Below are 24,312 nucleotides of genomic sequence, written 5' to 3'. Positions count from 1 at the left end.
TCCAACACATCCACCAACGTCAAACCCCCCACCGCAACCCCCACACCATCCCAACCACCCACCACCAACCCACGCTCGGGCGCACCCAGAATCTCCGTATCACCCACTGGGGCAGTTGGATCCGATACGACCGACCGCAGTAGGCGGACGAAGCGCTCCCCGAACTCGGTGACTGTGGTGCGCTCGAAGATATCGGAGGCGTAGGTGAAGGCGGCGTCGAAACCCACCGGGATTCCGTCCTTGCCACGCTTTTCGGAGAGCGACAATTGCAAGTCGAATTTGGCGACACCGATGTCGACTGAAACAACATCGACACCGAGTCCTGGTAGTTCGAGGTGAGGATCTGCGGTGTTCTGAAATTCCAACAGAACCTGGAAGAGCGGTGAACGAGATGGTGAACGCTCCGGAGCAACTGCATCGACGACTCGCTCGAACGGCACCTCGGTTTGCCCGAACGCTGCCAGGTCAACTTCGCGAGTTCGTGAAAGGATTTCCTCGAAAGTCGCGGCGGAATCAACGGCGGTTCGCAGGACGACCGTGTTGACGAACATCCCGACCAGATCGTCGAGGACTTGCTCGGCGCGCCCTCCCACCGGAGTGCCGATCGCTATGTCCGGCGAGGCGCTCAGCCGTGCCAACAGAACCGCCAGCACTGCGTGCATCACCATGAACGGTGTCGCGTTGTGATTCCGAGCGAGTTCGAGGAGGTCACTGTGCACGTCTGCGGGCACCGAGAATCGGACCGATTCACCGCGCATGGATCGTTCCGCCGGCCTCGGTCGATCCAGCGGAAGGTCGATCACGTCAGGTAGACCGGACAGGGTGGACGTCCAGTAGTCCAACTGCTTCGCCTGGAGCGTGTCCGGATCGGCGTCACTGCCGAGCAGTTCGATTTGCCATTGGCTGTAGTCGGTGTACTGCACAGGCAAAGGCGGCCAGTCCGGTGCCCGACCGGCAGCCCGCGCCGCGTAGGCGCGGGTCAGGTCGCGGGCCAGCGGCTCGAGAGATGCTCCATCCGCCGAAATATGGTGAACCACCAACGCGAGGACATGAACGTCCGGAGTGATTCGAAAAAGGGAGCCGCGCACGGGCACGTTCGCGCTCACGTCGAACCCCTCGCGAGCGAGATCGGCGACGCGCCTGTCCAAGGCTTCCTCGTCAACGGATACTTCCCACGCCATCTCCGACGTCACACGTTCCGAAGGAACCACGACCTGATGTGGACCGTCGACCGACGCCGGGTAGACGGTGCGAAGCGATTCATGTCGATCGACAACATCTCCCATCGCGAGTTTCAGCGAAGCCACATCCAACGCCCCTGACAGTCGGACCACCATCGGGATGTTGTAGGCCGGGGACGACGTGTCGAACTGATTGACAAACCACAGGCGTTGTTGCGCCAGAGACACCGGAATCTTGTCCTTGTACGAATGTGTCTGCAGGATTGGACGCTTCGAACGCGAGGGATCAACGCCGGAGGACTTCGCGTCACGCACGTGGAGAGCCAGTGATTCGATCGTCGGTGCTTCGAACAAAGTCCGCACCCCGAAATCGATTGCTTCAGCGGCATTGACTCGTGCGATCAGCTTTGTGGCGATCAGTGAGTTCCCACCCAGCTCGAAGAAGTCGTCACCCGCACCCACCGCCTCAGCACCTAGAACGTCGGCAAAAATCTCGGCCAGCAGTAGTTCTTCGGCGCCCTCGGGCGGGCGAAAGTTGTCCGACCGAGCATCGAACCGAGGTGCCGGTAAGGCAGCGCGATCGACCTTTCCCGATGGAGTTACCGGCAACTCGTCGAGAAGAACAAAGGCCGCAGGAACCATGTACGACGGCACACGGCTCGCGGCGTACTGCGTCAGATCGGCCGTCGAGAGCGCACTTCCGCCGGCAGGCACGACGTACGTGGTAATCATCGTTGTACCGGAGGGAGCCGCACGCGCCACGGTAACTGCATTCTCGACCTGCGGACACGACTGCACGACGCTGTCGATTTCCCCGAGCTCGATACGGAATCCGCGAACTTTCACCTGGAAATCGCTGCGGCCGACGTACTCGAGTGCACGGCCACGGCGCCGCCGCACCAAGTCCCCCGTTCGATACATCCGCCGGCCCGGGAGACCGAACGGGTCGGCCACGAATCGTCCTGCGGTCAACGCATACTTCCGGTGATATCCGCGTGCGAGCGCGTCTCCCGAGATGTACAGCTCGCCCACAACACCGTCGGGGACGGGGTGCAATCGCTGATCGAGCACGATCTCCTCGAAACCGCGGAGCGGACCGCCCACTGTGATGTTCTCCGACGACACCATCGGCTCGCCGATGTTCGACATGACGGTGGTCTCGGTCGGCCCGTAGGCATTGCACAGCCGTCGGCCGGGAGCCCACCGCTGCACAAGATCCGGCGGACAGGCCTCACCACCGACCACCACGTCGCCGAAGTCCGAAAGGCCCTCGGGCGAAACTGTTCCGAGCGCCGCAGTAGTGACAAAACCATGCGTGACACGCTGGGATTCGAGGAAGCGAGACAGCTCGTCACCGCCGTAGATCGTGCTCGGTACAATCACCATGGTCGCTCCGGCCCCGAAAGCCAGCAGGTATTCGAAAATCGAGGCGTCGAAACTCGGGGTCGAGAAGTGCAATGTTCGCGCATCCTGGGTCGCACCGAACCGCGAACGCTGTTCGGCAGCAAGCGCTTCCAGTCCACGATGCGATACCGTCACCCCCTTGGGGAGTCCGGTGGAACCCGAAGTGTAGATCACGTATGCGGGATTGTCGGGCCGGATCGGGTGCACCCGATGGACGTCGGAGATGGAGCGCACGGACAGCCGTGCAAGTCGGCCACGGAACTCAGCGTCGTCGATTGCTATCCAGGAAATCGAATCCGGCAAACGATGAAGTTCGGAAACGACCGTGAGCCCCAGTACGGCGCCGGAATCGTTCAGCATGAAGCGAACACGTTCACCCGGATAGGTCGGATCCACCGGCACGAATGCCGCGCCGGCTTTGGTCACCGCCAACATCGCGACAACCGATTCGATCGAACGCGTCAAACCCAGCGCCACACTGTTTTCCGGACCGATGCCGCGGTCGATCAAGACTCGGGCCAACTTCGACGAACGATCGTCGAGTTCTCGATACGTCAACTCGCCATCGAGATACGACAGGGCCACGCCGTCGGAGTGTGTGCGCGCCGCACCGTCGAACAGTTCGGCCAGGGTGCGGTGCGAAGCGCGAGGGTCACTGCGGACAGGCTGCATCGCGGATCGCTCGTCGTCGGACAAGATGTCGATGTCGCCGACCATCATTGCCGGATCTGTGGTGACGGATTCCAGGACGCGCGCGAACCGCAAACCGAGGCCACGTGCCGTCTCGGCGTCGAACAGGTCGGTGGCAAACGCGAGCGTCACCGTGATTCCGGACGGCGTACCCACCTCGTCGAACAGTTCGACTGCAGACACTCCGAGATCGAAGCGGCCGAGGTCGGGAGGGTGCTCGTCAGCGCTGGCGACGGACTCGAACGTCACCTGTATCACCGGCGCATACGCAGGTACATCCTCCACCTCGAGCGACTGCGCCACCTGCTCGAGCCGTATCCCACTGTGCGGCAGCGCATTACTTCGGACCTCGACGACACTGCCCACGAGCGCCGTGAACGGCGTCTCCAGATCGATGCGACTCCGGATGGCAACGATGTTCGTGTCGGATCCCGTCGGCGTACCGATTACCACGTCCGAAGCCCCGGACAATCGGCTCACCACTAGCGCGAAGCCCGTATGTAGGACCGCGCGTGTGTCCGTCCCGAGATCACTTGCCATTTCTGTAATCCGCGCGTGGGTGTCTGCGGCGATCACGACCTCAACCTGTGCACTGTCCAGCGATTGCGTTGCAGGCCTTGGTCGATCGAAGGGAAGTTGCAAAAGTTCGGGCGCCCCGGTGAGCTCATGTCTCCAATACTCGAGGTGCCGCACTTCGCGTTGTCGTCGCTCGCCCTCCCGGGCCGTCGGGCCGTGAATGTCTGCGAGCTCGGCACCGGAATCAGACGCGATCAACTCTTCCAGCAAGCCGACAAAATTCCGGTGGTGCTCGCGTAAACCCGCCTCCTCGTATCGGATCGGGTTTGCCCGGAAGTCGACACGCAGCCTGTCGCCGCTCGGATACACGTTGACCAGAAGGTCTTCCACCGGCCCGGAGGTGACGATGTGATACTCCCCAACCACCTCGCCCAACTGCACCTCCTGGCGAAACAGCATGACGTTGACCATGGGCCCGGCATATGAGTCTTCGCCTTCCAGACCGCTCGTCACGCCTGCGTCCCGACGGATGTCGTCGAGGCTGCAGCGCTGGTGCCGCAATGCACCCATGAGCTCATGCTGGACCTGGGCGAAGAGTTCACCGACGGTGTCGACGGCGGCGACACTGATGAGCAGCGGCGCGACGTTCACCATCATGCCGCCCGAGTCCCGCAACACCGCCGTAGTCCGTCCGGACATCGGAACATGAATCTGGACAGTCTCTTTCGCCGTCATTCGCGAGAGGTACAACGCGAGCGCAGCGACGACCGTTGCAGCGTGGTTCTCGGATTCGTGGAGAAGGGCACAGCTCCGGTCCGACATCAGTGTGCTTTCGAGTCGGCTCTCGATGTGTGCGGGCCCAGAAGCCTCCGCCAAGCTGGATCCGGCACCGACTGTATTGCGCCCTGCCCAGTACTCACGATCGGCAGCGAATCGATCCGACTGTCTGTACCGCTCGTCGATGTCGTACAGCGTGCGCAGTGTCGCGGCACGACTCGGCTGCAGATCTTTTCTCGCCGCCGAGGCCGAGTACCGATGCGCAATGCGGTTCATCATGGTCATGGCACCGAAACCGTCGAGCGCGACATGATGGATACGGCTGTACCACAGATAGTGCGCGTCACCCACGCGCAGCACAGCGGTCGCGACGATTCCGTCGACTGCCAGGTCGAGCGGCGTCCGGCAATCTCGACGCATCCACTCGAGCGCAGCCTCGAAGGGATCCTCGGTCCAGCGGAAGTCGACCAAACCGACCGAGATTTCGGCCTTCTCGTCCACGTACTGCATCGGCTGACCATCAACCTCGATGACTTTGAGCATGGGAGATTGAAACTCGTAAGCACCTGCCCGCGTTTCGCGATCCAGTAATTCGACGTCGAGTTCGCCGCGCAACTCCACGTAGTGCGCTATCAGAATCGGGACTTCGGGATCGAATTGCTGAGCGAACCAGGTTGCCCGTTGGGCGGCCGAGAGCGGAAAGAGGGTCTCATCAAAAGGGTCGGTCCGTCTTACCTCGAAGGGTTTCACAGCGCCCCGCCCCGCATGATCTCCGCGGCCGCCGAGTGCGTAGCCGCGTCCGAATCAACAGCGCGAAAGCAAGAGGCTGATCGCGCCTCTCAAGCAGTCGTACCCAGAATCGGCAAGCACATGCACGGACCACCAGGCGATGTCACGTACGTATCGCCCATGTTTCACGTGCCCGATATGCACTAAAAGTGTGAATGTGTACCGTCACCTCGGTAATGTCCCACTCCGAGACGACACATCCCCCGAGGGGAGCAGGCGCATGGACATCACCACCATTACCGACGTGATACGCCGACCACCGGATCGCCCAGGGGACGTGTGGCGTCCCGGCGACGCCTGGCTCGCGGGAGGAACGTGGCTGTTCTCAGCGGAACAACCCGACACACGTCGACTCGTCGACCTCACCGCGCTCGGGTGGACACCACTGGAGGTCGGCGCGACTCATTTCAGTGTCGGAGCTACGTGCACCGTTGCCGAACTGTATGCGTTTGTCCCGCCGGACAATTGGGGTGCGAGTCCACTTATTCGCGTCAGCTGCGAGTACTTCCTCTCGTCTTTCAAGGTGTGGAATTCGGCCACCGTAGGCGGGAACATCTGTATGTCGCTTCCCGCCGGACCGATGATCACCCTGGCAGTTGCACTCGAGGCTACTTTCACGCTGTGGGCCACCGCCGGAACAGTGAGGACCGTCGACGCGTGCGACTTCGTGACCGGTGACCACCAGAATGTCCTGGAGCCGGGCGAAGTTCTTCGGAGCATCGAGTTCCCGGTGCACGCGCTCACCAAACGCCACGCCCACCGCCGCTTCAGTCTCACGCACCTCGGCCGTTCGACGATCTTCATGATCGCGACGCAGACTCCGGGAGCCGACGACTTTCACGTCACCATCACCGCCGGCACTACGCATCCGATACGGCTGACGTTCGACACGATGCCGGACGAGCACTCTCTGCGACGAGCTGTCGACTCCATTTCGGCCGACAGTTGGTTCGACGATCCCAACGGAACCCCCGACCACCGCCTGCACCTCGCCCGTCACTACGCCGACGAGCTCCGAATCGAACTCACGGGGAGCCAGTCATGAGCTACACGGTGAACGACCGGAAGTTCGACGAGGAACCGTTCCCGGGACAGTGTCTCCGGACGTTTCTTCGACACCTCGGACACCACGGGGTGAAGAAGGGTTGCGACGGCGGGGACTGCGGGGCGTGCACAGTGTGGCTCGACGGAGCGCCGATACACAGCTGCATCACGCCCGCCTTTCGCGCCGACGGTCGCGCGGTGACCACGATCGAGGGACTCGGTACGCCCGAAGATCTCCATCCGATTCAGCAACAGTTCCGGGATGCACCCGGCTTTCAGTGTGGGTTCTGCACCGCCGGAATGATCATGACCTCCGCGGCGCTCACCGACGCGCAGAAAGAAGACTTGCCGCGAGCGCTCAAGGGAAACCTGTGCCGCTGCACCGGTTACCGATCCATCGAAGACGCGGTCAACGGTGTCGGCGCTGTCGAAGTTGCCCTCCCCGGACAGGCGGTCGGGACCAGCGTCGGGGCGCCGGCGGCCACCGACGTCGTGACCGGCCGAGCCGAATACACTATGGACACCGCGATCGACGGCATGCTGCACCTGAAAGTGCTGCACTCGCCCCACGCGCATGCACGCATCACCTCCATCGACACCACCGAGGCGCTCGCCGTCCCCGGTGTCCATCGCGTGTACACCTGGAAAGACGTGCCGCGCAAGCTCTTTACAACGGCAATTCATACCGACCACCTTGTTGATCCGGACGACACGTACATCCTCGACAACGTCGTGCGGTTCGTGGGTCAGCGGGTGGTGGCCGTCCTCGCCGACTCCGTCGTCGCTGCGGAAGAAGGCCGTCGGAAGGTGAAGGTCGATTACGAGATCCTGCCTTCCGTGTTCGATCCGGAAGAGGCCATGGCCGACGGCGCTCCAGCCCTGCACGGATCCGACGATCCCTTTGTTCGAGATCCCGAGCACAACATCCTGCTCGAACTTCACGGTCACGTGGGCGACGTCGAGGCCGGGTTCGCCGAGGCCGACGTCATCCACGAAGGCACCTACTTCTCGCCGCGAGTGCAGCACGCACATCTCGAGACGCACGGTTCGATTTCATGGATGGAAGACGGACGCCTTCACGTTCGCACGAGTTCGCAGTCCCCCTCCATCGCCAAGGTCAAACTCGCCCATCTCTTCGACCTCCGCCCGGATCAGCTGCGCGTGTTCTGCAAACGCGTGGGCGGCGGGTTCGGAGGAAAACAGGAAGTGATCAGCGAAGATCTGGTGGCGCTCGCCACCCTGGACACCGGTCGTCCCGTCTGCCTCGAATTCACCCGAGAAGAAGAGTTCACCACCGCGTCACCGCGTCATCCGATGAAACTCACAATCAAGCTCGGAGCAAAGTCGGACGGGACACTCACCGCGTTCCACTATCGCAACGTCTCGAACACCGGTGCATACGGAAACCACGGCGGAGAGACACTCTTTGCCGGCGGCGCGGCAGTCTCGCTCTATCGCTGTGCGAACAAGAAGTTCGATGCGTATTCCGTGTACACCAATAACGTCCCGAGCGGCGCTTTGCGTGGGTACGGGATGACTCAACCGGCCTTTGCCGTGGAATCGGCCATGACCGAATTGGCCATCGCGCTGAACATGGATCCGCTCGAACTGCGTCGACGCAATATCGTCCGACCTGGCGATTCACTCGTCGCACTCGAAGACGGCCCAGACGACGTGATCTTCACCGAAGACGGACTGGGGCAATGCGTCGATCTGATCGACGCAGCGTTGAAGCGCCAACCGGTTCCCTCGCTCGGAGACGATTGGCTGATCGGCACCGGTACTGCCAGTTCACTACATGAGACCGCGCCACCCACCGAGCACATTTCCGAGGCTTGGCTCACCCTCGGCGAAGACTGTGTATACGAACTTGCTATCGGCACAGTCGAATTCGGTGAGGGAACTTCTACGGCCCACGTGCAGATCGCCGCAAATCAGCTGGGCACAACACCGTCACGTGTACGAATCATTCAGTCGGACACCGACCGAACCGGTTTCGACACAGGCGCTTTCGCCAGCGCCGGCCTGTTTGTCGCTGGGAACGCGGTACTCCGCGCGTCGAATGCGCTCCGCGATCGACTACTGGCCTTCGCCGCACATCACACCGGCGTCTCGATTGACCTGTGCTCGATGGACGACGACAAGATCGTCTGCGGTAGTACTCGATTAACACTGCAAGAGTTACTCGAGGCTGCACGCCCGCGCGGGATCCGATTCACCGAAGCACGGAAAGCGTACGGGTCGCCGCGCAGCGTGGTGTCCAACACTCATGGCTTCCGGATCGCCGTCCATCGCATCACCGGCGAGATCCGCATCCTCTACAGTGTCCAAGCCACCGACGCTGGGGTGATCATCAATCCGGCGCAGGTGCGGGGACAGATCGAAGGTGGCGTCGCCCAGGGCATCGGCTTCGCACTCACCGAGAACTTCCACGTAGACGCAAACGGCGCGATGACGAACCCGAATCTACGTAACTACCGGATCCCGACCTATGCAGATGTCCCACGCACCGAGGTGATCCTCGTCGAGTCATCAGACTCCGTCGGCCCACTCCGCTCCAAGGGCATGGCGGAGTGCTGCATCAATCCGGTTGCCCCTGCTTTGGCGAACGCACTGCAGGATGCCACCGGGTCACGATTCCGGTCACTACCGCTCACCCCGGAACGCATCTACTCAGGCCTGAACCGATGACCGCGAACACATCGGCGGACAGCGCCGCTACGGTCATCATCGGCCAGCGAGTGCGTGCCGGACTGGAGAAAGAATTCGAGGTCTGGCAGAAAGATCTCAACCGGGCGGCCGCAGATTATGCAGGCTTCCTCGGGGCAGAAATCGCGGCTCCGACGCCCACCCAACCTGATTGGGTGATCGTGTACCGATTCGACTCCATCGCTCATGTTCAAGCGTGGATCAACAGCGCGACGAGGCAGGACTACCTCGACAGCGGTCGTCAGTTCTTCGACGGCCCGGCCACGCAGCAGGTAGTGAGCGGCGGGATCAGGCCTCCGGACCCACTGCTGACTGTCGTAGTGACGCACCGAGTAGGTGACGACAGTATCGACGAGTTCCTTGCCTGGCAGGATCGCCTTCGGGAGGTGGAGAGTGCTTTCGACGGATTCCGCGGCACCGAACTGTTTCGCCCAGTCGACGGTGTGCAGGATGAGTGGACCCTGCTGTATCGCTTCGACAATGCTGCCCATCTCGACACGTGGCTGACTTCCCCTGAGCGACAACAGCTTCTCGCCGAGGGTCGCAAGTTCCACGACTTCGAACTGCGAACCGTGGACAATTCGTTCGGCAGTTGGTTTGCCTTCGACGAGAACGGAAACGAGGCCCCTCCACCTTCGGAGACAAAAACCTCGATCGCGGTCTGGGTCGGTCTCTACCCGACTGTCGTCTTGCTAACTTTGGCGCTGTCACCGCTGAAGCTGCCACTCTGGCTCGGATTGTTGATCGGCAACCTGTTGTCGAGCTTCATCATGAGTTTCTTCACGATGCCGTACTACGTGAATCGGCTCCTGCACCGTTGGCTGCGTCCACCTCCAGGGATTCCTGTCGCAAAAACCAACGCGCAAGGGGTGGCGATCGTCGCTGCGGTGACCTTGTTCTGGGTGGTCGTCTTCTATCTGGTGACTACTCAGTTCTGGTCGCTGCCCTGAGCTCTCCAGAACGCGAAATGCCAGCGCATGTACCGGGGCATGATTCTTCCCCGGTGCATACGCTGGCATTTCCAGTTATGCCCGTTCAGGCGGCCGTCGGCGGGCTGTTCCCGCCGATCGGCTGCTGATACGGATCAACCGACATCGGCGGATAGAACACCGACTTCCGATCCGGGCCGATCTCCACCCGCCACTCCGTGTGGTGCAGTGTCCGATGATGATGACCGCACAACAAGATCAGATTGTCGAGATCTGTTGGGCCACCATCGTTCCAGTGAACAATATGATGAGCATCGCACCACCCCGACGGAGTCCCACACCCCGGAAACGCACACCCACCATCACGAACCGCAAGAGCCCGTCGCTGCGGCACCGTCGCCGTTCTCGCTTCCTTACCGCACTCGAGCGGAACACCATTCTCGTCCAACAAGATCCGCGTCACGGTGCAGTCGCACGCCAACATCCGCGCAGTATCGATACTGATCGGGCCCACCCAATCCGTCCACGCGAACCCCAGTTCCTCCGTCGACGGCAGCAGGTCTTTCAACGCTTGCAGATCCGTCAAGTCCTTCGCCGACGCAGTCACCGTGATGTGCGGTTTCACCCCGCCTTCGACCGGGCCCAACCCCGCCCGCTCATACCGGCGCAACAGTTCGCAAAACCCGTCCGCCCGCCGTAATGTAGGAGTACGGGTGTCCTTCACGCCGTCCTTCACCGGTGTCGGAGCCGACAAACTCGACAACAACGTGATCAGACGGGCCCCGTTCACAGCATCCAGATCGCCCTTCACCGTGACCCGCCCGTACAAGCCTTTCGAGGCGTAGAACTCGTTACGCTCCGAATCTTCCCCGACCGGAACACCGTCCTCGCGTTTTCCGTACTGCTTCTCGATCCGCCGAATCGCCGCCCGCACCGCATCACAATCCGCGATGTTCTTCGACGCCAGACCAAGCAGAATCCCGCGAGCCTTGTCCACATCTGCCAGAGTCATGTTCTTCGGTGGATGCTGACAAAACGACGCCACCTGACGGGCTTTCAACGCATCCACGTCACCCCGGTGAAACGCATCGCCGACAACGGGTTCGAGCATCAACAACCGCGCCAACCCGACCAGCAGACTGCACTCACCGATCTCGAGATTCGTCGAACCATGCAACCACTGCGCGATCGCCCGAAAACCCTTCCCCCCGAGAACCTCACGGGAAAACATTTCCACGATCAACAACACCATCCGCGACTGCAACTCGTGTCGGACACGCACCAGATCCAGAACCTCACTCTTGAGGCCCTCGCCATCCAGCTGCCACGCTTCCCGACTGTCCATACTCAAAGTCTAATCGAACATACTTTCGAGATCCAGAGACATAACGGACAGGTTTCAAGAAACATCGAACTCGAGACCGGTTGATATATAACTACTTTCAGAAAATCTCAAAACCTGATCATCGACCACCGAGCGGCAGAACTCCCCCGCCGACGGGATAGGGCGGCAGCGTTCCCACAAGCGTCGGTGTCAATGTGGTCGCAGACGGATCGGCACGACCGAGAGTGAATTTCCGAACTTCGGCACCCGTTCCGTTGCTGCCGCTGACGAGGAGATCCGCGCCGGTAGTCGTGCTCGTCGTGGCCACTCCCACACCCGACCCTGGATCGGTGAACGGGTCGAAAGCTGCAACCTCCCGAAATGCCACGTCCGTCGAATGGTGATCTGGACTCTCGAGGTACATCTCGGGTGCACCGTCGAGCCTGGATCCACTCGAGAAGACGCGGATTGATCCGTCTCCTCCGAGCATGCCTGCCACTATCGACTTTGCGCCGCCCTCGGCGCCGGCCACCCAACCCGTCGACAGAGACACCCCGTCGCGGTAGCCCTGGTCGAAGGCCAAGAACTGTGATGTCGTTACCGGACCATCCGTATGACCTGCGTGTTCATCGGAGTCGCCCTGCGCAGCCGCCGTCGGTTCGTACAGGTCGTAGCGGAACGTCTTGATCAACGGCTCCTCGCCCGCACCGGGTGCTGTCACGATGCTCGCTCGACCGGAGTGACTGTCGACCATTCCGGTTGCGAACGTGACTCCGCTACTCGATCCCGGGTACGGCGAGAACGAACCGAATTCTGCGGGTGCGGACCTCTTGTCCGCCGGAAGGTCGGTGGAGTAAATCTTGACCTGCGACTCCATCCCCGGGCCTGATGCAACGATGATGTTGTCTGCCAGTGCATTTCCGTCGATGTCGACACCACCGACGTTCACTCCACCGCGGAAACCCACATCGAAGGGCGCAAATCTTGCCAACTCGTCGGTGAACGGCACGCCGCCGACTGCGTTGTACGCCACCACTTCCGGAGCCGAGCCTGCCCCTGTTCCAGCGACCAGATCAAGCACCATGTCTCCGTTCACGTCCGCCATCGCCACACTCGGGGTGCCTTCGAACGACGGGAAGGGCGTCACAGCGGTGATCAGTTTGTCGCCGTTGGCATCGAATATCTGCACCTTGGCGGGAACGCCGGCCGAACCAGGTATCGCGACGGCATACGTCGATACCTCGGGAATCACGTTGACGGTAGCCATCAAACCGTTGTCCTCGTGATTGAGTCGGTGGCAGTGAATCACAAAGGTTCCGGTGTACTCGGTGAACTTCGTTCGCAACGTCACTGACGCAGGCTCGAGAGCATTCTCATTCTCGTCAGTCACCGGAGCAGGCACGTTCACATTGTCGATCCCCCAGGGCTGAACCCCTGTCGTCGTCCCTGCGACGGGATCAACGACTTCCATCACTTGGAAGTCGTTCACGTGAATATGCATCGGGTGTTCGTCGTTGTTGAGGTTCGTGATCTTCCATTCTTCAACGGAATTCAGCCGCGGTTGAATCAGCGGGATGTTGGGGAACGTGTTGTCGGCGAATTCGTAGGTGAAGGCCTTCGGATCGCTGTTGCTGGCCTTCTCGTTTCCGAACCCACCGGACACTGTGAGGTTGCGGGTCACGTCGGGCGTCATCGCTGCTGTATCCACGAACGAGGTGTAGGTATCGAGCTTCTGTCCGAACTCGAAGGGAGTCGTCTTCCCTTCGCCCTCGTCTGGCGTCGCGCGGATCAACTGCTGAGTCGGGAACGTGAAGAATCCGTCCGCGTAACTGATCACCGACGGGTCGACGGTGACGGTTCCGAGTTCGGCGGGCGGATTGTCGGTACCGTTGTTGGTATAGAGAATTCCCGGATTGCTCACCGGTTTCGCACCTTCCAGCGGTGGCATCTCCAGCACCAGATCGCCGGACTCCGGCATCGTCACGGCGATTGCATAGCGCGAGGCCGGCGGAATCACCAGCCTGGTTCCGTCCCCGTCCACGGGTGGCCTGACCTCGTCGAACGGGTTTCCGTCCTGCCCCACGATTGCGAACTTCGGATGGGTGCCGGTTGCGGTTTCCGTCAACGTAACCGGCATGTAGGCAAAGTCGCTGATGTTGGCAAGCACCCAGATCTCGGTCTGCCCCGGCTTCAGTTTCAGCGACGGCTGGAACTGACCGTTCACGGTGTACTGCACATCGCGTTGGTTGTCCGGCAGTGAGGGATCGGCCGGAACACTCGTCGATTCACCCACGAAGCTCTGCAGATTGCCTGGAACGAATTGATTCTGTCCACGATGATTGGCCGGGGACAACGGTCCCGCGTACCAGTTGGTGAAATACTGCGCGCCCTCGGTGGTGTCCGAGAAATTCACCGGAGCAAGGCTCGGACGGTACGTCCCGTCGGCTAATTCGGTACCGGCGGGTGGCGTCAACGTACTGACGAATTGGGGCCAGTTCGCGTCGTTGAGCTGCCGGCCCTTTCCTTTGCGGTCGAATACGAAGTTGTACTGCAGTGCCATATCGCGAATCGGAACGTCGTTTGCCGTCACGACAGGCAAATTCCCGTCCGGCCGGCCGATTTCCAGTAGCCCGGCCAAGCCCATGTACGTCTGCTGGGCGGTGAGGGTGTGCCGGTGACTGTGGTACCAGTAGAGACCGTTCGGCATCGTCCCCGGAATCGCGTAGTCGTACACGTTTCCCTGGCCGGCGGGAATGTTGAGCAACACGTTGTCCGCATTGCCGTCCGGACTCACGTGCACTCCGTGCGTGTGCAGATTCAGCGGAGCCGACGTCAGCGTCGGCGGATAGATCGGCACGTCCCCGCCCGCCGGTGTGAATGCCGGATCGTAGAAGTCCTCGATCGTGAGATCCTGCAAATCGTTGTCGTAATGAATGATCAATCGCTCTCCGGGATTGACGCGGAGAGTCGGCGCCGGATAGACGTCACTCGCCGAGGTCGATCCGTCCGACGCCGTACCGCGGATGACCTCGTACCCGAAGAGCAGAAAATTCGACACGGGCGCCGAAGCGGTATCGAGCGGAATCACTCCCTGATGAGCGGACAAGCGCACCTCGAGAACACCATCTCGGCTACTCAGTTTCACCGGCTCCCGGTAGTCGACGGCGGTTCCGTCCGAGCCGTAGTTGGCGCCCACCTCGGGCGCCGATTCAGCGGACGTACACGCGGCCAACGCCATCGTCATGGACACCACTACTGCTGCGGCTAACGACCTTCCTCGCAGTGCGATCACTGGTTTCCCCGTTCCATGGTGGCGTGAGATACGTCCGATCAGCGCTCATCAGCCTATCGAGAAAACATCGGCTGAACAGTACATTCACGACAAATTGCCCACCTAGTGCCCGCTCGAGCGCTGCACCTTGCAAGCAGTCTCAGCAAACCGATCAGAAATCGAGAAGCACAGCCAAGGGGCCCGCAATTACGTTGAAACACATGAACACACCACAGAAGTCCACTTCCGACCACACGTCGTCAATCCACACATCAGCAGGGAGCGCCCGGATGACCACCGCGCAATCCGTGATCCTCGACGTACCCGACCTCGTCGCAGCCGAAGCCTTCTACAACGCTCTCGGCGTCGGAGATCGAATCCAGCTACGCGAATCGAACGAACCGACAACCGGGTTTCGTGGGTACACCCTTTCGCTCGTCGTCTCCCAACCGAACATCGTCGACGCCTTCGTCGGCGCCGCACTCGCAGCCGGTGCCGCCGTCTTGAAGCCGGTGAAGAAATCCCTCTGGGGATACGGCGGAGTCCTTCAGGCTCCGGACGGTTCGATCTGGAAGATCGCCACGTCGTCGAAGAAGAACAATGAACCCGCCACCCGCACAATCGACAGCCTCGTGCTGCTGCTCGGCGCCGAAGACGTCAAGGCCAGCAAGCAGTTCTACCTCGCCCACGGCCTCGAGGTGTCGAAGAGCTTCGGCCGCAAGTACGTCGAATTCACCAGCGCAGCAAACAATGTCACGCTGGCACTGTACGGCCGAGGCGCCCTGGCAAAGGACGCCGGGCTCGCTCCCGAGGGCACCGGATCGCACCGAATCACCATCACCGGTGCGTCCGAACCCTTCGCGGATCCTGACGGTTTCGCCTGGGAAAGCACCCATTCCTGACGCAGGCGGTGTCTCGAGAACACGCCCGCCCGACTCAGGACATCCGACGAATCCTCTCCAAGTTGTGCGACATCAACGGACCAACGGTCTCGAGAGCGGCGGGCGAGGTGATGTCCCAGTGAGTGCACTCGACGGGGTGATTCACGATATCCCCGCTGACATACGCACGCCATGAATCGACTCCACGGTTCAGCCATGGATCATCCAGCGCTGCAGTGAAGTACAGCACGTCGCCATCGAAGATCCCCGGCTGGTGAGCCTGCATCAACGTGTCGTTGTGCCGGGCCGCGAAGACAAGCCTGCCGACATCTTCCGAAGTCAACTCGCCCATGGCGTGCGCGAACTCGAGTCCCATGTCCGCGTCGTCGTCAGCGTCCGAACCTTCACCGTCTTCAGCGGCATGGGCGAAGCTGTCCAGCATCACCAACGAATCGACCGACTCGCCCGCTGCCTGCAATAGCACCGCCATCGAGTGTGCGATCACGCCACCGAGCGACCAACCGGCAAAGTGATACGGACCTTCAGGCTGGATTTTTCGAACTTCCTCGAGGTACCTGGCGGCGGTGAACTCGATGGACTCCGGCAGCGGATCCGCGGACGAGACTGCTGGAGTTTGGATCCCGTACATCGGAGTCGCCGAATCGATGTACGGCGCCAAGCCGGCATAGCTCCAGGCCAGGCCGACGATCGGATGGACGAAGAACACAGGCGGCCGATCACCGGTCGTCCGAATCGGGAACACGACGTCCAGCGCGCCGGAAGATTCTTGTCCGGAGTCGACACGAATCGCAATCGACGCCGGAGTCGGCTCGGTCATCAACCACTGCAATGGGATCTCGCGAGCAAGCGACATCCGCAGTTTGGTCACTACTCGCATCGCCGACAGTGAGTTCCCACCGAGTTCGAAGAAGTTGTCGTCGGCGCCGACGTCAGCGATCTCGAGGACCTCCGAGAAGGCAGTGGCCACAGCGATTTCCGTAGGCGTGCTCGGCTCCCGATACACGATCTTCGACGCAAAATCAGGGGTCGGCAATGCCTTCTCGTCGACCTTTCCTGTCGGTGTCGTCGGCACCTTGTCGATGAAGACGACAGCGCTAGGGATCATGTGACGTGGCAAGAACTCGGAGACAAAGGCGACGACCTGATTCACCTCCGGCGCAGTCCCCGGCGTCGGCACGACGTACGCGACCAACGCGGTGTCCCCGGACGGTGTCCTCTTGCCGCGGGTCATGGCCACATCCACGTCCGGGTGTGCGTGCAGGGCCGAGTCGATCTCCCCGAGTTCGATGCGATGACCACGAATTTTGACCTGAGTGTCGGTCCTGCCCCGGTACTCGATGGTGAGTTCGGGTGTCCAGGCGGCAATGTCGCCCGTGCGATACAGACGATCACCCGGCCGGCCGTGCGGGTTGGCAACAAATCGGGTTGCCGTGAGCACAGACTGGTCATGGTATCCCCGGGCGAGAGCCGGCCCCGACACGTACAGCTCACCCGGTGTCCCGATCGGCACCGGGCGCAATCGCGCGTCGAGGATCACCGTGCCGAAACCGCGTACCGGCGATCCGATCGTGACCGGCTTCCCCGCGACAAGATCACCGACGGTGGAGATGTCGGTGGCCTCGGTTGGTCCGTACCCGTTGAGCATGGTTCGACCAGGCTGCCAACGATTGACCAGTTCGGCGGAAACCGCTTCACCGCCGACACCGAGAACTCGAAGCTCCTCGAGCCCCTCCGGTTCCATCGACGTCAACATCGCCGGAGTGATCAGTGCGTGGGTGACCTCGCGGTCGATCATGAACCGCGACAACTCGTCGCCGCCGAGAATGGAGGGTGGTGTGACGACCAGAGTCGCCGCCGCGGAGAGCGCCGACATCATCTCTCCGACCGACATGTCGAAGCTCGGTGAGGTGTTGTGCAGGAATCGTGAGTGCGAGTCGACGCGATAGTGCTCACGACGTTCGGCTACAAGATTCGCGAGACCACCATGCGTGACCACGACGCCCTTCGGTTTGCCCGTGGATCCGGACGTGTAGATCATGTAGGCCGGATTGTCGATGCGAGCCGCTCCCGCGATACTCGACTCGGGTAGCTCTTGGATCGCGGTTTCGAGTGCGTCCAGATCGAGCCAGCGCACCGAATCGGGAAGTTGATTCCCACCTCGGCTGATGCCGATGACAGCACCGGAGTCTGTGATCATGTGTTCGATCCGCTCAACCGGATAGTCAGGATCGACGGGCAAGTAGGCGGCGCCGGTCTTCGTCACTGCCCACACCGACATCACGGACGCTGCCGATCGCCGGAGTGCCACGGCTACAAAGGTTTCCGGACCGACTCCGTGATCGAGCAGGATGGAAGCAAGGCGGTTCGACCAGGCGTCCGCTTCACGGTATGTCCACGCACGCCCGTCGGCCCAGATCGCGATTCCGTCGGGGTTCTGTGTGACGGCGGAAGCGATGAGATCAGCCAGGGTTGCGCTGGGCGCAGCCGGCAGGCCCGATACCGGGACAAGCAGGCGACGCTCGTCGGGCCCCAGAACATCCAGGATTCCGGCAGCGGTGTCCGGCAACTCCACGAATGCACGCAGGATCCGAAGCATCCTCTCGCGCAGAACCTCGATCGTCGGCGCATCGAAGACATCCTGCTGATACTTGAGCGTGAATGAAATGCCGTCATCAGCGACAACGGTAAGTGTCAACGGATAGTGGGTCGCATCGTCACCGGTGATCGCAGTAACCGTCATGCCGTCGATCGAGCTCGTTGCAGCGATACCTTCCGTATCGACGGGGTACGACTCGAAGACGGTCAACGTGTCGAAGTCAGCGGCATTTCCGACGCTCTTGACGATCTCCGTCAGTCCGAGTTGGTGGTGCTCGAGAAGCGCCGCCTGTTCTGCCTGCAGCCGTGAGAGCAAGGAACGCAAAGACTCCGCGGGGTCGATCGTGACCCGGACGGGCAGCGTGTTGATGAACAGGCCGACCATCGACTCGACATGATCGAGCTCGGGAGGACGACCCGACACGGTTGCACCGAACACGACATCCGTTCGACCCAGCTGGCGCGCCAGCAGAATTCCCCAACCGGCCTGCATCATGGTGTTCAATGTGACGCCGTTGTCGGCGCTGAAGGCACCGAGCTGCTCGGCGAGTTCGGGCTCCACCTGAGTCACAACCGACTCGACGGTGCCGGCACTCGAACCAGCAGACCCTTCCCCGGCGAGCAGGGTCGGCTGCTCGAGCCCGGACAGCGCCTCGGCCCACGCCAACTCGGATTCCGCAGCTTCCCGAAAATTCAACCAGGACAGGTAATTACGATAGGACGCTGCGCGGGGAAGCACCGACTCGTCGCCGTGCGTTGCGTACAGAACCATCAGGTCCTTCATCAGAAGCGGCATCGACCACCCGTCGAGAAGAATGTGGTGCAGTGTCACTGCAAGCGCGTGTCGACTGGGATCTCGTGTGATGAGCGTGAACCGAAGCAATGGCGGTGTTGCCAAATCGAAACGCTCGGATCGATCGCGCGCGAGGGTTCGCTCGTAGACAGCTTCGCGCTCACTCGCAGGCTCGGCACCGAGGTCGACCACACGCCACGGGACATCGACCTCACCGAGAACGATTTGCGCGAGTTCGCCGGACAGATCGGCGACAAAGGCGGTCCGTAGGTTGTCGTGACGGTTCAGCAGAGCAGTCACGGCCCGGTTCATTCGTATCGGATCGACAGTTCCTGTCAGCTCCAGAACCATCTGGGTCTGATAAACGTCGGCACTGTTGACGGCGAGCAACGAGTGGAAGGCAAGTCCGTGCTGCAACGGCGACAGTGGCCAAATGTCACTGACCAGCGGATACCGGTCTTCCCAGACATCGATGTCCTCTTGAGAGACCGTCACCAACGGAACGTCGGAAGGCGTCAGGCCTCCCCCAGCACCTCTGCCGACGTGGGAGACCAGGCTCCGCAGCGCGCTCGCCCAGTACTCCGCCAAGCCTCGGACGTCCGCTTCGGTCAGGAGGCGTCCGGCGTAGGAGAACGTCGCGGACAACTCGGCATCACCCGAAATGTCTGTGACTATCGCGTTGATGTCGAGAACTGCGGCGGCAGGCATGTCGGGGTTTCCGGGACCTTCGATGTCACCGACATCCACGGACGGAGTCCACCCCAAATCGGCGAACTCCTCCGGGACGCTGCCGGCAGACACGCGACCGAGGTAGTTGAAACTGATTTGCGGCATGCCGTCCGGCAGTGGTGTACCCGGGTCGCTGCCGGTCATGTCACTGCCGGACATGTCACTGCCGGTCAGATATCGGAGGACCCCGTAGCCGATGCCACGACCGGGCACGGCGAGCAGTTGTTCCTTGACCGACTTCACGGCCCGACCCGCCGCGACGCCGCCGCGCATGGCGTCGTCGATGTCGAGCGCACCGAGTTCGAGGCGCACGGGATAGACGCTGGTGAACCAACCGACGGTACGCGAGAGGTCAGCACCGGGTGCAGTCTGCTCTTCTCGCCCGTGACCTTCCATCTGGATGAGCGTCGATGTGGTGTGCACGCCTCGTTCGCGACGCCACCGAGTGACTGCAAGCGCCAGAGCTGTCAGCAAACCGTCGTTGACGCCGCCACGGAATGCGGCCGGAAGCTCGGTCAGCAGTGCCTGAGTCGTCGACGCGTCGACGCGCACCTCGATGTCGCGGACAGTGGCGACCAGATCGAGCGAGGGGTCGAAGCGCGCCGATCCCAGATCCGGGTCCTCGCCGTCGACGATTGCCCGCCACGTCGGCAGGTCTGCCGTCGCCCCAACTGCACTGTCCTGCAGCGCATGTGCCCAGCGACGCATCGACGTGCCGACAGGTGCCAGCTGCGCCGGCGCACCATTGGAGATCTGTGCCCACGCGGTCATGAAGTCCGGCACCAGGATTCGCCACGACACTCCGTCGACGACCAGATGGTGCATCACGACGAGCAGTCGCCCGGTCGCCTTTTCCGCGTCACCCACCGGCGCGAGCCAGACGCACGCGAACATCACACCGCCGCGCGGATCAAGTTCTCGTCGAGCCAGTTCCACTTGGGATCGTGCCAATTCGGTCAAGCTTTCCGCGCTGTCGACGGCAGCGGGATCGAAGTCGACCTTCCGCACACGTGCGGCCACGTCCACGCTTCCGGGCTCGGCCACGTGCAAAGCTTTGCTGTGCAAGGTCGACCGAAGCATGTCGTGGTGATCGACGACGGCGGCCACCGTGGCGACGATCCCCGCCTGATCGACGCCGACTGGCAGATCCAGTGCGATCGACTGTGAGTAGCGATCGAAGTGATCGGTGATGCCGAGCACCATGCGCATCACCGGCGTCAGCGGCAACTCTCCGACACCGTTGCCCGGCAGTTCGGCAAGTACCATCTGCGCCGGCGCGTCAGATCGCAAAACGACCTGTGCCAGCGCGGCAACGGTCTTCTGTTCGAAGACGTCTCGTGGGGTCATCACGAGACCACGAGCCTTCGCTCGGGAGACCAGTTGGATGGATGCGATGCTGTCGCCGCCGAGCCCGAAGAACGAATCGTCGACGCTCACCGCCTCGACACCGAGCAGGTCTGCGAACAGCGAAGCGAGGATCTCTTCCGTCTCGGACGCGGGTGCTCGATAGCGCACCTTCGACGCGGAGAACGTCGGAGCGGGAAGAGCCTTGCGGTCGAGCTTTCCGTTCACGGTCACCGGTAGAGCGTCCAGCACGACATACGCGTCGGGCACCATCGGTCGTGGCAGCGCGGACTCCAGATAACGCCTTACGGACTCGGTATCGATCACGCGCCCAGCTTGCGGCACCAGGTATGCCGCCAGCCGCTTGCCCAGTGCAGTCTCGACGACAAGCACCACGGATTGCGCGATCTCGTCGCATTGTGTTGCTACCGTCTCGATTTCACCGAGCTCGATGCGTTGACCTCGGATCTTGACCTGACTGTCGATCCGTCCGCGGTACTCGATGGTGAGATCGGCCGTCCAGGCAGCGATGTCGCCGGTCCGGTACATGCGCTGTCCTGGATCACCGTGGGGATCGGCGATGAATCGTGTTGCGGTGAGAATGTGTTGGTTGTGGTAACCGCGAGCCAAAGCGGGCCCCGCCACGTACAGTTCACCAGGCGTACCGATCGGCACCGGTCGCAGTCGAGTGTCCAGGATCAGGGTCCGGAATCCGCGCACAGGTTTACCGACCGTGACAGGTTGTCCCGCTTCGAGGTCTGCAACTGTGGAGATGTCGGTCGCCTCGGTCGGTCCGTAGCCGTTGAGCATCGTTCGCCCTGGCTGCCAACGATCGACCAGTTCAGCGGATACCGCTTCACCGCCCACACCGAGAACGCGAAGATGTTCGTGGTCGTGGGGGGCGATCGTGCTCAGAACGGCCGGGGTGATCAGAGCGTGGGTGACTCGTTGCGAGTCCAACAACTCGGCCAAGTCGTCACCACCGATCGTGGTCACCGGAACGATCACCAATGTTGCTGCAGCAGAGAGCGCGGAGATCATTTCGCCGACAGCCATGTCGAAGCTGGGTGACGCGGTGTGCAGGAACCGGGCGTCGGACGTGATCTGGTAGTGCTCACGCCGTTCGGCCGCCAAGTTGGCGAGACCGGAATGAGTGACAACCACGCCCTTGGGCTTGCCCGTCGAACCCGACGTGTAGATCATGTACGCCGGATTGTCGATCCGCACCGGCGGCCAGCTCGCGCTCGCCGGGGCTGCCGCCAGTTCTTCGGCGATGTCCTCGAGGACCAACCATTCGACGTCGTCGGGTAGGAACTGACGCTGCTCGGCGATCGTCACACCCAACCGCGCTCGAGAATCTTCGAGAATGTGGTCGATGCGATCGGCCGGATAACTCGGGTCGACCGGCAGATATGCGGCACCCGTCTTGGCAACCGCCCAGACTGCGAGGACGGATTCGAGCGATCGCGGAAGAGCCAGCGCCACAAATGTTTCCGGTGTGATGTCGCGTCGCAGCAGGACGTGAGCGAGGCGGGTCGAGAGTTCGTCGGCCTCGGTATAGGTGACGGCGCGGCCATTCCACAGGAAGGCGATCCCCGTTGGATTCGACGAGACCGCAGCAAAAATCAGCTCGGACAGAGTCGCGGGATGCGCCGCCGTAAGTCCTCGCACCGGCACCAGTAGGTTCTGCTCGTCCCGATTCAGAACGTCGATATCCCCGATTACTCTCGCGGGATCCCGCGTCAGCTGCTCGAGCATCATGACGAATCGGTCGGCGAACGACGCAGCCGTGGAACGGTCGAACAAATCCGTCGCGTAGGTCAGCGAGCCACTCACCGCTACCGACTCGGTGTCTGCGCCGCTGGTTGATTCCGTGGTCTCGAACAACGTCAAGGCAAGATCGAATTGAGCTGGAGTGACGTCGAATTCGACGGCGGACACCCGCAGATCAGGAAGCTCGAACGTGGCGTCTTCGATATACTCGTAGGCAAACGTGACTTGGAACAGCGGTGTGTGAGCCTGTGAGCGAACAGGTTGCAGAGCGTCCACCAGTCTCTCGAAAGGCACATCGACGTTGCCGAACGCACTCAGATCTCGGTCACGCACCTGGTCGACCAACTGCGCGAACGTCAGTGCGGGGTCGGCATCCGTTCGCAGGACGACCGTCCCGACGAACATTCCGATGAGATCCTCGAGAGCCGCTTCGCCTCGTCCGGACACAGGCGTGCCGACGACGATGTCGGTGCTCGCCGACACTCTCGCCAACAGTGCCGCATACGCAGCGTGAATCACCATGAACACACTTGCGTTGTGGTGATCGGCGATCTCACGAACGCGATCCATGATCTCGGACGCGATGTCGAATCGAACCATCGCACCGTTCTGGGTGGCCACAGCCGGTCGCGGTCGATCGGCCGGAAGCTCCAGTAGTTCCGGAATACCGTCCAATGTTGATTTCCAGTAATCGATCTGAGTCGATGCGATGCTCTTCGAGTCCGCCTCGTCACCGAGGAGCGCCCGCTGCCACAGCGCAAAGTCGGCATACTGGATCTCCAGCGGCGCCCAGAAGGGGGCCTGGCCGGTCAACCGTGCCGAGTAGGCGATCATGACGTCGCGAGCCAACGGCGTCATGGACACGCCGTCCGCACTGATGTGATGCACCGACATCACCAGTACATGCTCGAATTCCTCGACGCGGTACAACTTCACGCGAATCGGCACGGAAGCCGTGACGTCGAAACCTTCGGACATGACCTCGAGTATGCGAGTGTCGAGGTCGCCACGGTCGACGTCGATCGGGCTCAGATCGAACTCGACGTCCTCGGGTGTCAGGATCACCTGGACGGGGCCGTCGCCGTTGTCGGGGAACACTGTTCGCAGCGACTCATGGCGCGTCAGAACATCACCGAAGGCGCGGCGAAGCGCCGGAACGTCAACGGTGCCGGCGAGTCGGATGGCCAACGGGATGTTGTATGCCGCAGATTCGACATCGTACTGATTGAGGAACCACATCCGATTCTGTGCAAGTGAAAGCGGGATCCGCTCCGGGCGTGTCTGGATCTCGAGGGCAGGCCTGTCGGCACGCTCTGCATTGTCCAGTGCTATAGCAAGTTCCGCCACAGAAGGGTGATCGAACAACGTGCGAAGCGGCAACGCGGTACCGGCGTGTTGGTTGATGCGGCTGACAAGTCTGGTCGCATTGAGCGAATTACCACCCAACTCGAAGAAATCATCATCGACACCAACCCGCGACTCACACCCCAAAACCACCGCAAAAGCAGCAGCCACCACCAACTCCGAAGCAGAACCAGGCGC

The 24,312-nt window shown here is 61.7% G+C and carries 8 protein-coding genes; 4 read left to right on the top strand and 4 right to left on the bottom strand.

The window, feature by feature from the left end:
- Positions 1–5,318: non-ribosomal peptide synthetase (locus R4P70_RS31260; protein WP_317833600.1), on the bottom strand; the 5,318-nt coding region annotated here is incomplete at its 3' end.
- 259 nt (positions 5,319–5,577) lie between these two features.
- Between R4P70_RS31260 and R4P70_RS31255 the strand changes: the two genes are divergently transcribed.
- From R4P70_RS31255 to R4P70_RS31245, 3 genes are read left to right on the top strand one after another with little or no spacing between them, the layout of a single operon-like run.
- Positions 5,578–6,402: an FAD binding domain-containing protein gene (locus R4P70_RS31255; RefSeq protein WP_021333613.1), complete on the top strand. Its 825-nt coding sequence runs from the start codon at positions 5,578–5,580 to the stop codon at positions 6,400–6,402.
- Positions 6,399–9,092 (top strand): molybdopterin-dependent oxidoreductase, encoded by a 2,694-nt coding sequence (locus R4P70_RS31250; protein ID WP_046378654.1) that lies wholly within the window; start codon positions 6,399–6,401, stop codon positions 9,090–9,092. The genes R4P70_RS31255 and R4P70_RS31250 overlap by 4 nt, the downstream gene beginning before the upstream one ends.
- Positions 9,089–10,060: an antibiotic biosynthesis monooxygenase gene (locus R4P70_RS31245; protein ID WP_029255495.1), complete on the top strand. Its 972-nt coding sequence runs from the start codon at positions 9,089–9,091 to the stop codon at positions 10,058–10,060. The genes R4P70_RS31250 and R4P70_RS31245 overlap by 4 nt, the downstream gene beginning before the upstream one ends.
- 85 nt (positions 10,061–10,145) lie before the next feature.
- Here the strand turns inward: R4P70_RS31245 and R4P70_RS31240 are convergent, their stop codons facing one another.
- Positions 10,146–11,384 carry an HNH endonuclease signature motif containing protein gene (locus R4P70_RS31240; protein WP_317833597.1) on the bottom strand — a complete coding sequence of 413 codons (1,239 nt, stop codon included), beginning with the start codon at positions 11,382–11,384 and terminating at the stop codon, positions 10,146–10,148.
- Positions 11,385–11,502: 118 nt separating this feature from the next.
- Positions 11,503–14,607: a multicopper oxidase family protein gene (locus R4P70_RS31235; RefSeq protein ID WP_317833602.1), complete on the bottom strand. Its 3,105-nt coding sequence runs from the start codon at positions 14,605–14,607 to the stop codon at positions 11,503–11,505.
- Positions 14,608–14,924: 317 nt separating this feature from the next.
- Here R4P70_RS31235 and R4P70_RS31230 point away from each other — a divergent pair, with 317 nt between their 5' ends.
- Entirely contained in the window at positions 14,925–15,536 is a 612-nt protein-coding gene (locus R4P70_RS31230; RefSeq protein ID WP_317833595.1) for a glyoxalase, read from the top strand.
- Between the two features lie 34 nt (positions 15,537–15,570).
- On the opposite strand, the gene R4P70_RS31225 is transcribed toward R4P70_RS31230, so the two are convergent.
- Complete coding sequence (locus R4P70_RS31225; RefSeq protein WP_317833593.1) at positions 15,571–24,285, bottom strand: non-ribosomal peptide synthetase; 8,715 nt, start codon at positions 24,283–24,285, stop codon at positions 15,571–15,573.
- Positions 24,286–24,312 lie beyond the last annotated feature (27 nt).

Origin of the sequence: Rhodococcus sp. IEGM 1241 (genome assembly GCF_033142365.1) — a bacterium.
Classification (GTDB): Bacteria; Actinomycetota; Actinomycetes; order Mycobacteriales; family Mycobacteriaceae; genus Rhodococcus_F; species Rhodococcus_F erythropolis.
The sequence above is the reverse complement of the archived record's forward strand: the minus strand, read 5'-3'. Positions and strand labels throughout refer to the sequence as shown.

Coding starts and splice junctions, on each gene's coding strand:
- R4P70_RS31255 (WP_021333613.1), top strand. CDS start 5,578: ATGGACATCACCACCATTACCGACGTGATACGCCGACCACCGGATCGC.
- R4P70_RS31250 (WP_046378654.1), top strand. CDS start 6,399: ATGAGCTACACGGTGAACGACCGGAAGTTCGACGAGGAACCGTTCCCG.
- R4P70_RS31235 (WP_317833602.1), bottom strand. CDS start 14,607: ATGACGATGGCGTTGGCCGCGTGTACGTCCGCTGAATCGGCGCCCGAG.
- R4P70_RS31230 (WP_317833595.1), top strand. CDS start 14,925: ATGACCACCGCGCAATCCGTGATCCTCGACGTACCCGACCTCGTCGCA.
- R4P70_RS31245 (WP_029255495.1), top strand. CDS start 9,089: ATGACCGCGAACACATCGGCGGACAGCGCCGCTACGGTCATCATCGGC.
- R4P70_RS31240 (WP_317833597.1), bottom strand. CDS start 11,384: ATGGACAGTCGGGAAGCGTGGCAGCTGGATGGCGAGGGCCTCAAGAGT.